Below are 13853 nucleotides of genomic sequence, written 5' to 3' on the forward strand. Positions count from 1 at the left end.
GTCCCTATCTATTTTCCTCAAACTGTCACTGTGTATAGGAGCAGTTCTCTTTTACAATGATTGTACCAGATTCACCCAAACGAAAGGAGAACAAGTCATGCGTATTCATTTGCAAGGAGAAAAGGTCATTCTGCGAGATATTCGAGCAGAAGATATTGATACGATCTACTATTGGAAATACGAAGCAGAAGATCGTGAACATCTTAATTGGAATGGTCCTTACAAACCGCTTGATCCGTACACAAAAGAAGAGTATCGTGCCCTCCCACGCCACCAGGAGTCTTTGGCTCTCGTCGGGACAGATGCACCAAGAACCCAGCTGATGATTGAGATTGACGGGGAACTAAAAGGCAGTGTCGGTCGCTACTGGGTGTCCGAAGAGACGAACTGGTGCGAAATCGGAATCGTCATTTACGACTCCCGCTACTGGCAGAATGGCTATGGCCGGGAAGCGTTTCGGATGTGGATCGACTACTTGTTTACCCACATGGATACTGTCCGTTTAGGCATTGGTACGTGGTCCGGCAACGAACGGATGATCAAGCTGGCTGCTCACATGGGAATGATGGAAGAAGCGCGGGTACGCAAAGCAAGGATTGTTCGCGGTGAGTATTACGATGCAATAAAGATGGGGATTTTGCGCGAGGAATGGGAGAATCGGAAATAATACCACAGGAGGAACCATGAGGCTGGACATATGTAAACTCGACGAGATGATCGTCATTGGGGTCCCAGAGGATTTGGATTTCGATTCTCACGGCGATGATTACGCACAATTTTACAATCCTCGGCTTACGGGGATCGAGCATGTACTTGAGCCAGAAAAAATATTTGAGGTGTGGGATTCAGATGGCACGATCATCGGGAAAAGAGTGAGTCATATTGAACACATTCCAGATGGGTGCTATGTGAAAACGATACCAGCAGGAGAATTTGCCAAGCTTCACAAGAGTCAATTGCAGTACGAACTAGATATGTTTGCTAGGACAAATTATATCGAAGAAATGAGCTATGGATTTTCTACCAAAGAGACCAAAAAAAATGGTGATACACAAGAATTTTTCTATCGACCAGTTCAATATAGTCCTGATGTCGTGAATACACGTACGATTCCATCTTTAGAGAAAGACTTTTCAAAGTCATTAAAAGAACGATATATTTCCATATTTTACGATGTAGAAAGCTGTAGCTTTCGCCGATTTGTATATAACCGATATATCACACAGTACCAAGGTTGCCTCTGGGACTTAGCGAGATTCAATAACAACGATAAAGGTATCGTCAGAGAGGGTATGTCCGAAAATGAAGCGGAAACGTTTTTGCTTGAAAAAGGTGAGGTACTCGTTTTTTGGGAAGGTTTTAGTACGTTCGGAAAAGAGATGATACGCGACAAAGTAATGAAGATGGACGCAAAATATCTGCTGGAAAACTATGGGCGCTTCACTATCGATATGTACATTTTTGATGAGACATTGACGTGGACTGTTATTTTTCAGCCCGAGGAAGACGAAGACGGATTCGAACATATTTTGCTGCGGGTAGTATGATAGATACCTGAAAAAAGGGCAATCCCTGGTCTGTACAAGACTTGGGGACTGCCCTTTTCGCTATTATGTTCCGACTACTCCAACTCAGCCGCCACACGACTTACTTTTGCCGCCAGCTCGTCGAGATCGATGTTCATCTCAAGAGCCGCAAACAGACCTGTGAAATACTCGTTGATCTGGTCGATGACGCGATTGCGCTCACTTGCCACCAGCTCTTGGAACAGTGTAGAAAACTGCTCATCCAGCTGCCTGTTTCCGATTTCTACATACGCGCTCACTGGTTCTTGCATGCGCTTCTCCAGTTCTTCACGCATTTTCACTTTGCCATCCTGCTCGAAAAAGTCTTTGGTGTTTTTGAACAAGGAAATCGCTGATGCAAATGAAGATTCGGCTACTGGCAGTTCGTTAGCAAAAGACAATGTTTCCACCTGTCGCTGCTGATAAGGTGCCAAGGTCAACCCTGCTGCGTAGCCTTGTGCATCCTTTTGCCACGCCGCAACAAGTGATGTCCCTTGCTTGTTCGTGAATTTCTCCAAACGAAGGGTAGTCGCTCTCAGTTCCTGCGCCAAGTCGTAGCTGATCGAACGCAGAAGATCAGTCAAGCATCCTTGCAGCGCTTGCTTCATGTTGCGTCCATCGTCCTTGATGACAGCCGGGTTAAAAGCGAGATTGAACAGTTCGTTGAAACGGAAGAACAAGCGCTGGCGAACGTAGTAGAGCAGCTCCTCGCGCTCTTTTGCCAAGTCGCGCTCGAACGAAGCGGTAGACAGTGCTTCAACAGCTGACAGAGCCTGTGTCTTGGCATTGCTTGCTGCTTCTTTGCGCGAAAGACGCTCGTCTTCCCCGGACTGTGCCATACGCATGAACTCTGTCAAGGTATCATGGGCGCGACGGATTTCACCGATTGCAGCATTCACAGCAATTTGCGTCAGCTCTTCAATCGTAAAGCGGAGGAACTCTGCTTCAAACGAAGCCATTCCCGAGAACTTGAATGCTTCATCTGCCGGCATCAGCGGCTCGCCTTCAGCCGTATTCGTGCGCTGGCGGTATACTTTCTCCGCAGAAGCTGCCAGCTTGCCTTTTTCATGCATCCGTGCCAACAGAGCAGTCTGGCTGGACACCGGATAAATACGTGGGAGGCGAATGCCGCACGAGAGGAGGTTTTTCTCTACGTGGGTAAGGACACCCTGCAATTCTTCTTCATTCGCTGCGAGGTCACAAGCATTGACGATAAAGAACATTTTGTCCATTTCAAACGTATCCTTGACGCGCCCCATTTGCAGCAAAAATTCGCGGTCAGCCTGTGCAAAGGCGTGGTTGTAATACGTCACGAACAGGACCGCATCCGCGTTTTTCATGTATTCGAACGCCACACCTGTGTGACGTGCGTTAATGGAGTCAGCACCAGGGGTATCTACCAGAACAATTCCCTGATCGGTCAGTGGACAAGAATAGAACAGCTCGATGTACTCTGCGAAACAAGCTTTTTCTTCCTTTGCCACAAACCCTTTGAACGCTTGCATATCAACCAGCAGCTCGCCGCCCAGATGAGCCGACATCTCTGGCAACCCCTTTGTAACAGCTTTCAAAAAGGTGTAATGCGGTTTTGCCGTCGGAGGAATTTGGGCGACGTCGATCTTGCCCAGCTCTGCCAGTGCCCCTTCGAGATCAGTAGCAATCATACCAAAGACAGCAAGGGAACGGATCACGTCCTGCTCAATGGCTTCACGCTCTTTCATGACGACACGAACAGTGCCATGCGGGTGTGTATCCGTTGGCGGCATGATTTTGTTGATAGCTGCTGTTGTTGGGTTCGGTGATACTGGAAGCACGAGATCGCCCATCAAGGCATTCGCAAAAGACGATTTCCCTGCACTGAATGCACCAAACAGTGCGACAGTAAAACGATTGGCAGTCAGGCGATCTGCTCGATCCAGCATCGCCTGTGCCTGTGCTTGCATCCCTGGTACAGAAACGACTTCTTCACTTGCGCGCCGCAGACGCTCTGCTGCCGCAATTAGTTTGTCTCGTAGTTGATTCATGCTACTTGTTCTCCTTCACGCATAATCGCCAACAGACGACCCTTGGTTTCTTCTTCTCTCGCTGCCAGTCCTGCCAGCTTTTGATGCAGTGCTGCCATTTCGCGCAATACGCCAAGGCGCTCGCTTTGAGCTGCACTTTCTACACGCACATGTTCCTTGATCATCTCAACCACTTGTGCAATAAAGGATAGACCCACGCGTCTGTACTCCAGCTTCATCCCGCTGGAAATATCCGCACAGTAGTTCAGAACGTACTCACTCGAGGCAGCACCCTCTTTGATGTGCTTGCTCAGGAACTCGCCCGTAATATCAATCTTGGTCGCGTGAACGCTTGCATGATATTCTTCGCTCCGCAAATCAAACACTTGCAGCTGCTTGCCTAGCCATTCTTTGAAATGGAAGTCGAGATTTCCCGCCACTTTTTCGCGGAACTCAACGAGAAGCGCTTCTTCGCGACGTGCGCGTTCTTCCTCTGTCTTCTTGCCTGCAAACAACAATCCCACCTTGAAGCCCGGTTTGCGGCTCTCCAAGTAGCTTCGTGCTGCTTCGTTCGTGCTGAAATAAGTCAAACGAGCATTGTCCAAAAGTACACTCAGTTCTTTTTCCATCTGCATTCTGGCATCCTCGGCACGCTGCTCGAGAGCCGCTGCTGTCGCTTCCTCCTGCTCAAGCGCTTTCTGCACAGCCGCTGCATTACGACTGTCGATGCCTTCCACCTCCATAGTATCCAACTGGGCTTCCCACTGCTGGCGTTGATCTGCCTGGCTTGTTCTTACTACTTGGATGTGTTCGTCGATCAAATGCTCGGCAGCACTGCGGACGCTCTTGCCTACCAGCTTTTCACGATCAGCGATCAACTGCGCAAGCATGCCCTTAAATTCCTCATACATGTTCTCAGGATGATCTGGTTCCGCAAGCGACGTGTAAAAAATACCATCCGGATGAATATTCCAGGTCGCGAATGCCTCCTCGACACTTTCCTTATAGCTATCGAAATCCAATTCAAAATCAATATGTTTATCGATCATGTTCACAACCAGATAGACTGGCTTGCCACGGTCCTTCAACGTCTTCGTAAAGTTGAAATTCTCTTCGGCTTGAACATGGTTATAATCCATCATGTAAATGACGACGTCAGCCAAATGCAGCGCAGATTCCGTAGCGATTTTGTGTGCCGCATCCGTGGAGTCAATACCCGGTGTATCGAGCAAGCTGGCGTATTCGTCAAGGAATGTTCCCGGATAGGAAACCTCTACGGATTCTACCGTATCTCCGTCAACAGCAAACTGCTTGAGCTTCTCCATCTCCGTATCTGGATCAAATGTAAGGACTCCGCTGTTCATGGTGAAAACGCGAGCCGCTTTTTCTCCACCGCGAATCTTGACGACATTCGCACTAGTCGGAATCGGATTGGACGGCAGCAAATTGACACCCAAAAGCGTGTTAATCATCGTAGATTTTCCAGCAGAAAAATGTCCGCAAAACGCAATATTCAGCTCAGCGCGCTTTGTTTTCGCAGCCAGTTGAATGAGCTTGTGAGGCGTCGTTTCGTCTCCCTGCGATTTCATTACTTCCGCGAGTTCTTCCCATGTATGTGCCAGTCGGGAAAAGTCCGTTTCCCGGATCAATACTTGACTGTCAAGCACTTCTATTCCACCCTTCTCCATCATTCCTACTCTCTCTACTTAATACCTGTTCAAAAAAGACGAACTACACTCTATTCTACCATGCCGAATGTATCATAGGTCACAGATGAGTTCAATTCAAAACTATGAAAGATTTAGCATTCGCCTATTCTTCCGCATAATTTTCCTCTCATCTGGAAAAAATCGCACTAACATGATATTCGCATTCTGAACGGGAGGAACTTCAAATGATGCGCAGATTTTTGTCCCAGCGTCGCCAAAAGAAAACTCCCTCTCTTATCGCGCAGCGCTTACAGCAGCGAAATGATCCTGCGCTTACGCTATCGACCAGTTTGCAGCAAAACATAGAGACGTTCAAGACCGTGCTGGGCAGCCCACACGATTTATTAACTCGTTCCTTTTTTATCGGCAACACCAACCATTCCTGTGCCGTTATTGCGATTGATGGATTGGCGAACTGCGATATGCTGGATACGCAAGTACTCAGACATATCCAGTTGATGATCTCGACTGCTTCCAAAATGGTGCCGACTGAACCAGATGAGATTGTCCAGATGCTCTATGAGGAAGTCCTTTCTGTCGTCGAGATATCGAGAGCAACCGATTTGACAAAAACACTCGAAAGCATTCTTTCTGGGGATACAGCTCTTTTCGTAGATGGATCGGCCGAAGTCATTATTATTGACAGCAAGGGATGGAAAACCCGTTCTGTCGAGGAGCCGGTCTCCGAAGGACTGGTTCGAGGTCCCCGGGATGGCTTTTCGGAGAGTATCCGGGACAACACCGTTCATATACGCAGACGTGTCAAAGACCCGAACTTGCGCTTTGAAGGGGCCATCGTGGGGAGACGAAGCAGGACAGACCTGATCATCGCCTACATTGAGAACATCGTTGATTCAGAATTATTGAATGAAGTGAGACGGCGAATCTCCACCATCGATGTCGACGAGGTAGAAGAGTCGGGTTTTATCGAGCAATGGATTGAGGATGATTTTCTGTCTCCCTTTCCTCAGGTTCATAACACGGAGCGTCCCGATAAAGTGAGCGCTGCGCTGTTTCAAGGCCGTGTTGCGATTTTGCTCGACGGGACTCCCATGGTGCTCATTTTGCCTGTTACCATCGGCTTGCTGATGCATTCGCCAGAAGACTACTATGAGCGTTGGATTGTAGGTAGTTTAGCAAGGCTTTTACGGTATTTGGCAGCTTTTCTGGCCGTCTATTCACCTGCTTTTTATATTGCTCTCGTCACCTTTCATCCCGGCTTGATCCCGTCTGATCTCGCCTTCTCGATTGCGGCCACACGTGATGGGGTTCCTTTTCCCGCATTCGTAGAGGCGATCATGATGGTGACAACGATGGAGCTGTTGCAGGAAGCCGGATTGCGCTTGCCGAAGCCGATCGGCCAGACAATCGGGATCGTCGGCGGTCTCGTCATCGGTGACGCTGCGGTTTCTGCGGGCATCGTCAGCCCTGTCATGGTCATCGTCGTCGCTCTTACTGCTATCGCTTCGTTCGCCATCCCAGCTTATCACCTCGCCATCGCCTTTCGGATGATCCGTTTTTTTGCGATGTTTATGGCAGCCATTTTTGGTATTTATGGCGTGGTGTTAAGCTTGATTGTCATCATGACTCATTTATCCAATCTGACCAGCATCGGGTACTCTTATTTGGCACCTCTTGCTCCACAGATGCCACGGGATTGGAAGGATATGATTTTGCGTGCACCTGTTACCTTTTTGAAAACTCGACCAGATGCTCTTCACCCGAAAGACGAAAATCGAATGAATAGAGGAGGGTCGTAAGTGAGTTCACAAACCTTGGCGGAGAAAATGATCAGCAAAAATCATATGGGGATTAACATTGCCTCGATGACAATTGGCGTCGGCATCCTGACCTTTCCCCGCTCCTTAGCCAAGGCAACTGGAGCATTCGATGGGTGGATTTCCGTCGTGATCAGCGGTTTTTGTGTGTGCGTGATTGGCTGGCTGCTTGCCAAGCTGGCTGCTCGGTTTCCCAGACAAACCTTCTTTGATTACACCTCCATCATCGCGAGCAAGCCTATCGGCTACATCCTGACCTTTCTCGTCTGTATTTACGCCATGCTTTTTGTATCGTTTGAGATCAGGGCGATCGGAAACATCGCGAAGCAATACCTGTTTTACAATACCCCGGTTGAAATGATCACGCTCTCCTTTCTCTTGATCGTTCAATATGCCGTAGTTGGAACACGCGTTTCCATGCTGCGGCTCAACTTGCTGTTTTTGCCTGTGGTCCTTGTCGTCATGTTCGTCGTCCTGTTGTTTACCACCCAGTTATTTGAGATCGAAAATATTCGTCCCTTCTTTTCTTCAGACTGGCGCTCTCTCTTGGAAGGCACCAGAGCGGTCGGACTTTCTTATTCAGGCTTCGAGATTATCCTGTTTTACACCATGCTGATGAAAAAGCCTAAGGAAGGGGCAAGGGCCGTAACGTTAGGGCTCTCGATTCCCATTCTGCTCTACCTGACCATCTACATGTTTGTCATCGGGGTCTTCTCTGCTGACGTTGCAACGAACTTGACCTATCCAACCATCGAGCTGGCAAAAGAGGTAGAAATCCCTGGCGGCTTCTTTGAACGGGTGGAATCCATCTTCTTTACCATCTGGATCATGACGATCTTCAACACCTGTGCGATGTGGCTCGATATTACGGTGCTCAACTTGCAGTCCATGTTCCACAAGGTGCGCAAAACGGTTTGGGTGCTCATTCTTTCCCCTCTGATTTATTTTGTCGCGATGCTCCCGCAAAACCTGGTTGATTTCTTCACGTTTGCAGACAGCATCACCTATTTCGGAATGATCGTCGTCTATTTATGTCCGATTTTTCTGCTCCTCATCGCTGTCATACGAGGTGTAAAGGGACATGAATAGAAAGCTCACTGCCTTTTGTATGTACCTGCTTCTCTCGACGTTGCTGGCTGGATGCTGGGATCAGGTTCAAATTGAGGAACGAGGATTTGTGGTAGGCGTAGCGGTTGATACACCTCGTACGAAGGAAACCGAGCAGCAAGCCAAGCAAGAGGCTCCAGACAAACCCCCCGTAAAAGAGCGCTTTCTCGTCACACATCAATTTGTCGTTCCCGGTGGATTGGTCTCCGGAGGTCAAGGAAGCGGAGGCGGGCAAAACACAGCCAATGAGGCTTTTCACAATCTCATATCCGAAGGGGATTCCCTCTTTGAGATTTCCCGCGAATTGGCTACCCGAACCAGCCGATCCCCGTTTTATCAGCATATGAAGATCCTGATCGTTTCTGAGGATGTCGCCCGCACCAAAGACGGTTTTGCCAAGGCACTCGATTTCTATCTGCGTGATCCAGACTCAAGACGAAGCAGCAAGGTCTTTATCTCAAAAGGTCTTGCCAAAGAAGTACTGGAAGTCAAACCGAAAACAGAAAAGCTACCAGCAATTTACGTCAACTCTGTCGCGGAGAATGACGATAAAAATTCCCGCATGCTTTCAGATGTCCGATTGGGCGATGTCCACGAGGAGCTTCTCAGCCCTTACAGTTTTGTGGTTCCGCGAATCAGACCCGAAGAGCAAGAGGTAAAATTAGCAGGTGCGGCCGTTTTTTCTTATGACAATCAGATGGTGGGTTTTCTCGGGGAAGAAGAGACGGAGGGACTGAATTTTCTCACGGGAAATATTAACGGCGGCATGCTAAAAGGTAAGTTTAAAAACAATCTCGTCTCGATGAACATCCAAGGGATCAAGCATAGCATTAAGGCAGATTTACGAGATCGGCAGCACATGAAATTCACGATAGAAATCGAATGTGAAGGCACATTGGCCGAGTCTTATGCCACAATGGATTACTTGAATAACATTGCGATGGAGAAGCTTGAACAAGTGTTTGCCCAAGAAATCGAGCGAATGAGCAATGACACCATCAGGAAAGTCCATAATCAAATGAAAGTGGATGTCATCAAGCTTGGCAGCTATCTCAAGCAGCATCATTTCTCGTTGTGGAAAAAAATTCAGCAGGATTGGGAAATAGGGCAGCGTTTGTATGAAAAAAGTGAGATAACCGTTCAAGCAAAGGTTTATCTACGCAATATCGGTGCGATCAACCGTACCGAACGCCAAACCAGCAGGTGATCCCATGTTCAAATTTTTAGGTGTAGTCCCTCCATATTTGACCTTCGCAGGGACGGTGTTGGCGTTTTTGATTCCCTATCTTTTTTACAAAATCAACAACAAAATTCATGAGTTAGGCGATCCGCCGTGGAAGAAACGGAATAACTCCAATTCGTAACAAAACCTCTATCAATATCAAAACAAGGGCTTACTCATCATCTTGAGCAAGCCCTTATTTTCCGTTTCCTATTGTTGTGCCAGCAAATCAGCAAACGCTTTGGCATACGCAGGCAAATCAGGCGGTCTTCGTGAACCAACAATGTGACCGTCTACCACGACCTCTTCATCTACCCAAATCGCGCCTGCATTCTCCATATCATCTTTAATGCCTGGCGTCGATGTCGTGGTTACCCCTCGCAAAATTTTTGCGGAAGCAAGCACCCATCCCGCATGACAAATATGTCCAATCGGTTTTTTTGCCTCGTGCATCGCACTAACAAACGACAGCACTTCTGGATAGCGGCGCAGCTTATCAGGTGCCCACCCTCCTGGAACGAGTACACCTGCATAGTCGGCAGGATTGACCTCTGCCATCGCTTTGTCAGCCTCACACGGTACACCGTACTTCCCTATGTAGACGTGATTCGCCTTCGGGCCGACGAAATGGACGGTAGCGCCTTCTTCTCGCAGTCTCATCACCGGATACCAGAGCTCGAGATCCTCAAATTCACTTTCGACGAAGCAAACCACTTGTTTTCCTGCAAGTCTCAACGTTCTCGCCTCCTTTTCCTTCTATACTAAGCTATTGTAGCAGGTACAAAAGGAAAAGACAGCAGGTACGTCGATCAAGCATGACCTTGATGTAATGACCGCAAAAAAAAAGTGAGAAACAGGCCTACTCACTGTTCCCCACCTTATAACGAAAACCATATGTATAGATTGCTGGTGCCGGTAGAGGGACTTGAACCCCCACGGTTTCCCTCACGATTTTGAGTCGCGCGCGTCTGCCAATTCCGCCATACCGGCCTATTCAAATGAAAACATGGTCGGGAAGACAGGATTCGAACCTGCGACCCCTTGGTCCCAAGCCAAGTACTCTACCAAGCTGAGCTACTTCCCGATTGCCAGCAATATCGGACCTTCTCTCATTCGACAATTTCCGATAAGTATTGCAACACTTACATACTATACAGGCAAATTGAACCAATATCAATACCGGATTTTTTTGGAAGATAGTCATTTTTTCCTGGTTTTTAACTTCTCTCACCATGTTGTAAAGATTTTTCCGCATGGTATTTGTCGTTTCAGGAAATCCTGCGGAAGGTTAAACGGATAGTCCAGCGGATGACGCCCTACAACGATCCAGCGCCCATTCGGAAGCTTTTTCAACTGGTACACACGGAAAAATCGATCACTTGAATCAAAGGCAAACCATACCACAAGTGTCGCACACCTGCTGCCCGAAGACAGGACCTTTGATTTTACAATTGGTGGTGCCCCTATCGTGTCACCTACAGGGATTGCGAGTCGTCCGTTAATTCGCCGCAAATCAAGATTGCCGATCACTCGATTTGCCAGACAAGGGGTCATAAATTTTTGCAGGAAACGGCGAATTTTCAACTTGGAATGAAACCGCTTTGGCAAAATGATTCCGCGATCCCCCACCCGCTTATGCGCTGAAAAGATAATCGTAAAGAATGCTTGCTCTGCCAATCGAATGACTTGCACCCATTGCTTTTTCATCTGACGTCCCTCCCCCTGTCAGACTATGCATCGCGGGAGGAAAACGGTTGGACGCTATCTATATACATAAACCGTTGCGTGCGGGGCAAATTAATACGGTGTTCCATTCATCCAAAAACCGCAGGAGGTATACTATGCCTAGCCAAATTAACACCGACTCGCTTAAAAAAGCAGAGGTAGCCAGCACTCTAGCGAAAAATATGATTACGCAAGCGATCGAACAATCTGCAGCCAATCCACAGCTCGCGGAAGAAGCCTTGAAGCAAGCATCTCAAGAAATTGCCCAAGCGCAAACGATGGTTTCTCAGGTCCAATCCACATTGCAATCCCAAGCGCAAGCTCAACAAAGCAAATCCTAAACGAATTGCAGGCAGACCCGCGAAGACTGGTGGTTTGCCTGTTTTCCCCATACAATAGCAATAGTTGCAAGATTATTGCTAAAAAGGTGGGGGACGTATTGCCGCAACTCCAAGGATTGAATCATTTACTTTTTTCTGTCTCTGATCTAGAGGTATCTTTTTGTTTTTACCGGGATGTACTGCATGCCAAACCACTTGTACGAGGTCGCAAACTGGCTTACTTTGACCTGAATGGCTACTGGTTGGCGCTGAATGAGGAACCAGACATCCCACGCAATGAAATTGCTCACTCCTATACGCACATGGCCTTCACGATCACAGAAGAGTCATTTGATGAGTGGTACACTCATTTAGAAAAGCACGGCGTTACCATTTTGCATGGACGGGATCGTTCGGAGCGGGATAAGCGCTCCATTTATTTCACCGACCCTGATGGGCATAAGTTCGAATTACATACAGGCACTCTCCACGACCGTCTCGCTTATTACCGGGACGAAAAGCATCACATGACCTTTTTTGAATAATGGATGACGCTGCCCATTTCTTAATATACTTTTCACAAAATCACAATAGTTCCAAAGATTCAACTCCATTCGTGGATGCTATAATCTAAAAAGCACTTATGGCCTATTCTTTTTATGAATAGGCCCGTTTTCCGTAAAAATATGGAGGGATTTTATGTTTGGTAAGCGTGGCGCTCAAACCGTTACCGCCTCAATTCAAAAAAGCGATGTCCAAATGCCCGATCAGCTACAGGGAAAAGTTCATTTTTTGCAAATGAATCAGACAGACCTTGATCGGTTGAAACAAATTGAACCACTCCTAACCCAACACCTAGAGGCTATTACAGAGCGTCATTACCACATGCTTCGCCAATACTCCCATCTTATGCAAATCATCGAAACGCATACGACGGTTGATCGATTGGCCGTATCCTTTCGTCACTATTTGCAATCGCTTCCACATGCAAAGCTAGATGACGCTTATGTAGCTGGGCGCAAGAAAATCGGAGAGGTTCACAGCAAGATTGGACTTGCGCCAGAATGGTATACGGGCTCTTACTTGCGGGTCTATGAATATTTGATTCCCGCAATCGTCAACACCTATTCGAAACGTCCCCAAGAACTATCTTCCGTCCTGTTGGCACTCATGAAGATCATCACGCTTGATTCGCAAGTCGTCCTCCAATCGTATCAGGAAGATAATGATTACAAAGTCATTGATCGCCTGGGCGAAGTTCTGGAGTTAGTGATTCAGATCGATAAATTCAAGCATGTGCTGGACACGCTTGAGGATACGACAGAAGAAGCTGGCAATGTGGGATCTGCTGCCGAGCAACTAAGCGAATCTGTGCAAAAAGTGGCTCAATCAGCTGTCTCTGTTGCAGAGAGTGCTTCCACTACAATCGAGCAAGCGACGATGGGCAAAGATATTATCCAAGAGTCATTGACCAGCTTTCTTTCCATGGCAGATGAATTCCAAGAGATGCAAACAAAAATTTCGCAGTTAATGACGTCCATTGCAGAAGTTTCCCAGGTCGTCCAAGTCATACGTAATATTGCCGATCAAACCAATCTTCTTGCATTGAATGCGTCGATTGAGGCAGCGCGAGCGAACGAACACGGGCGCGGCTTTGCTATCGTGGCAGATGAAGTGCGAAAGCTCGCTGAACAGACCAAGCAATCCGTTCAAAGCATTACAGCCACAATCAACAATGTCCAAAATGAAGCTGTCCAGGTAAAAGAAACGGCCACTCTCATGAGCGACCATTTTAGCGATAAAGTGAGTCAGACACGGGATGCGATTGGGATATTAGGAGAGATTGTGCAAAATATTGAGACTGTCGGGAATTCCACCGGACACATCGCAGCATTGGCACAAGAGCAGTCTGCTGCCACGGATGATATTTCGATGCGCATATCGCAAGTTCTGACGAATATGGAGCAAGTCTCTTCGCACGTCTCGAATGTAGGTAAAAACGTCTATGATGTTGGCGCTGGCATTAACAGCCTGCACAAGCTGAGCATCACACAAACGAGCCACTTAAAGACCAAGCATTACTTGCGAATCGTCAAAACCGACCATCTCTTATGGAAATGGTGGCTGTACAACTTCATGCTTGGGTATCACCACATTGATGAAAAAGAACTCGTTGACCATCATCAATGCCGCTTGGGGATTTGGTATGACGAGGCCCTGAACAATCCATCTGTGAGCACCTTGCCCTCTTTCAAGCAATTAGAAGCGCCTCATCGACAGTTCCACGAAATTGTTCGGCGGATTTACCACTTCGTCAAGCAAGGAAAACTAGAGGAAGCAGAAGCTACGTTTGATACGCTAGAAGATATCTCACAACGCATTCTCAACGTACTGGATCAGTTAGCCAAAGAAGTTTCCTAATGC

At 47.6% G+C, this 13853-nt stretch carries 13 protein-coding genes and 2 tRNA genes; 9 read left to right on the forward strand and 6 right to left on the reverse strand.

Annotation, left to right across the window (positions count from 1 at the left end; translation table 11 throughout):
- Nucleotides 1–97 precede the first annotated feature (97 nt).
- A complete protein-coding gene (locus ACKKE8_RS23580) occupies nt 98–667 on the forward strand; it encodes a GNAT family N-acetyltransferase (RefSeq protein ID WP_409175156.1) in 570 nt (189 codons plus the stop codon).
- Between the two features lie 16 nt (nt 668–683).
- Nucleotides 684–1547: a hypothetical protein gene (locus ACKKE8_RS23585; protein WP_409175157.1), complete on the forward strand. Its 864-nt coding sequence runs from the start codon at nt 684–686 to the stop codon at nt 1545–1547.
- 74 nt (nt 1548–1621) lie between these two features.
- Here ACKKE8_RS23585 and ACKKE8_RS23590 read toward each other — a convergent pair whose 3' ends face one another.
- Both ACKKE8_RS23590 and ACKKE8_RS23595 read right to left on the reverse strand, forming a co-directional pair.
- Nucleotides 1622–3589: a dynamin family protein gene (locus tag ACKKE8_RS23590; protein ID WP_409175158.1), complete on the reverse strand. Its 1968-nt coding sequence runs from the start codon at nt 3587–3589 to the stop codon at nt 1622–1624.
- Entirely contained in the window at nt 3586–5259 is a 1674-nt protein-coding gene (locus tag ACKKE8_RS23595; protein ID WP_409175159.1) for a dynamin family protein, read from the reverse strand. The genes ACKKE8_RS23590 and ACKKE8_RS23595 overlap by 4 nt, the downstream gene beginning before the upstream one ends.
- Nucleotides 5260–5462: 203 nt before the next feature.
- On the opposite strand from ACKKE8_RS23595, the gene ACKKE8_RS23600 reads away from it, so the two are divergent.
- Genes ACKKE8_RS23600 through ACKKE8_RS23615 form a run of 4 tightly spaced genes read left to right on the forward strand, consistent with a single transcriptional unit; the run spans nt 5463 to nt 9526 of the window.
- Nucleotides 5463–7037, forward strand: coding sequence for a spore germination protein (locus tag ACKKE8_RS23600; RefSeq protein ID WP_409175160.1), 1575 nt, complete (start codon nt 5463–5465; stop codon nt 7035–7037).
- Nucleotides 7038–8144, forward strand: coding sequence for an endospore germination permease (locus ACKKE8_RS23605; protein WP_409175161.1), 1107 nt, complete (start codon nt 7038–7040; stop codon nt 8142–8144).
- Complete coding sequence (locus ACKKE8_RS23610) at nt 8137–9369, forward strand: Ger(x)C family spore germination protein (protein ID WP_409175162.1); 1233 nt, start codon at nt 8137–8139, stop codon at nt 9367–9369. Before ACKKE8_RS23605 ends, ACKKE8_RS23610 begins: the two co-directional genes overlap by 8 nt.
- 4 nt (nt 9370–9373) lie before the next feature.
- The gene (locus tag ACKKE8_RS23615) at nt 9374–9526 is read left to right on the forward strand and encodes a hypothetical protein (protein WP_409175163.1); all 153 of its coding nucleotides are present in this window, start codon (nt 9374–9376) and stop codon (nt 9524–9526) included.
- Between the two features lie 68 nt (nt 9527–9594).
- Here the strand turns inward: ACKKE8_RS23615 and ACKKE8_RS23620 are convergent, their stop codons facing one another.
- The 4 genes from ACKKE8_RS23620 to ACKKE8_RS23635 all read right to left on the reverse strand — a co-directional run bounded on the left by ACKKE8_RS23620 (nt 9595) and on the right by ACKKE8_RS23635 (nt 11091).
- Entirely contained in the window at nt 9595–10119 is a 525-nt protein-coding gene (locus ACKKE8_RS23620; RefSeq protein ID WP_390299076.1) for a type 1 glutamine amidotransferase domain-containing protein, read from the reverse strand.
- A 172-nt stretch (nt 10120–10291) separates the two neighbouring features.
- A tRNA-Leu gene (locus ACKKE8_RS23625) sits at nt 10292–10374 on the reverse strand.
- A 17-nt stretch (nt 10375–10391) separates the two neighbouring features.
- Nucleotides 10392–10468: transfer RNA gene (locus ACKKE8_RS23630), tRNA-Pro, on the reverse strand.
- Between the two features lie 143 nt (nt 10469–10611).
- A complete protein-coding gene (locus tag ACKKE8_RS23635; protein ID WP_409175164.1) occupies nt 10612–11091 on the reverse strand; it encodes a hypothetical protein in 480 nt (159 codons plus the stop codon).
- A 134-nt stretch (nt 11092–11225) separates the two neighbouring features.
- Here ACKKE8_RS23635 and ACKKE8_RS23640 point away from each other — a divergent pair, with 134 nt between their 5' ends.
- The 3 genes from ACKKE8_RS23640 (at nt 11226) to ACKKE8_RS23650 (ending at nt 13850) form a co-directional block, all read left to right on the forward strand.
- Nucleotides 11226–11450 (forward strand): hypothetical protein, encoded by a 225-nt coding sequence (locus tag ACKKE8_RS23640; protein ID WP_409175165.1) that lies wholly within the window; start codon nt 11226–11228, stop codon nt 11448–11450.
- A gap of 98 nt (nt 11451–11548) precedes the next feature.
- The gene (gene fosB, locus ACKKE8_RS23645) at nt 11549–11974 is read left to right on the forward strand and encodes a metallothiol transferase FosB (protein WP_409175166.1); all 426 of its coding nucleotides are present in this window, start codon (nt 11549–11551) and stop codon (nt 11972–11974) included.
- 154 nt (nt 11975–12128) lie between these two features.
- Nucleotides 12129–13850, forward strand: a complete 1722-nt coding sequence (locus tag ACKKE8_RS23650; protein ID WP_409175167.1) for a protoglobin domain-containing protein — start codon at nt 12129–12131, stop codon at nt 13848–13850.
- Nucleotides 13851–13853 lie beyond the last annotated feature (3 nt).

The organism is Brevibacillus fortis (assembly GCF_046196545.1).
GTDB lineage: Bacteria > Bacillota > Bacilli > Brevibacillales > Brevibacillaceae > Brevibacillus > Brevibacillus fortis_A.